The following is a 977-nucleotide window of genomic DNA, read 5'->3' on the forward strand; positions in this document are numbered from 1 at the left end:
ATCCGGCAGCGCGCCCGCCTGCTCACGACGATGCCCGGGGTCAGTGACCTGACGGCCAGTGTCGTGGTGGCGGAGATCGGCGTGGACATGTCGCGCTTCCCCACTGCCGGGCATCTGATCTCCTGGGCAGGCCTTTGCCCGCGCAGCGACGAGAGCGCCGGCAAGCGCCGATCCACCCGCGTGCGCAAGAGTGGCACCTGGATCAAGACCACCCTGGTGACCGCCGCCTGGGCCGCGGTGCGCGTCAAGTCCAGCTACCTGCGAGCGCAGTTCCTGCGTATCAAGGCACGCCGCGGAGCCAAGAAGGCCATCCTCGCGGTGGCCGCCTCGATGCTCACCGCCGCATACCACATGCTTCGCGACGGCACCGAGTACAACGACCTCGGCTGCGAGCACTTCGACCGCCAGGATCGCACCAAAACCATCCGTCGCCTCATGAAACGACTTCAAGATCTCGGCTGCGAGGTTCCGGTGCAGGCTCATGCGGGGAGCGCTTCTTAGTAGTTCGCCATCGGACGGGCCCGACCCCGGGGCATGAAGCGTGTGCCGTGGCTGGCGATCGATGACGCATGGTCATAGGATGGAGCCCGGCACTGCTGACGAGGTCGGCGTTTGCTTGGTGTTGCGAACCCGTTCAATAGTTGGACCCGCAGTCCTGCGAGCACCCCGGAATGTGACAGAGGGCGGCGACGCCCCGAAGCACGCTTAGTAGAGTTCGAAGACGAGGACTGCCTGCGGTGCCCCTCAACCGTCAGGAGGTTCTCATGCAAGTGCTTTATCCGCGCTGTGCGGGCCTGGACGTGCACAAGGACACCATCGTGGCCTGCGTGCGATGCGTCTSCCCGCCCATGCATCAGGAGGTRCGCAGCTTCGGCACCACCACCACCGAATTGCTCGCGCTGGGCGATTGGCTGGCCGAGCACGACTGCACCCATGTGGCGATGGAGGCCACCGGCGTGTACTGGAAGCCGGTGTGG

At 65.6% G+C, this 977-nt stretch carries 2 protein-coding genes; both read left to right on the forward strand.

Annotated elements, in window-relative coordinates:
- On the forward strand, nt 1-501 hold a 501-nt coding region (locus AC1DMS_RS31705; RefSeq protein WP_478182143.1), incomplete at its 5' end, for a transposase.
- Between the two features lie 263 nt (nt 502-764).
- The coding region (locus AC1DMS_RS31710; protein ID WP_478182144.1) for an IS110 family transposase at nt 765-977 on the forward strand (213 nt) is incomplete at its 3' end.

This window comes from Variovorax sp. 05T418 (genome assembly GCF_056396385.1).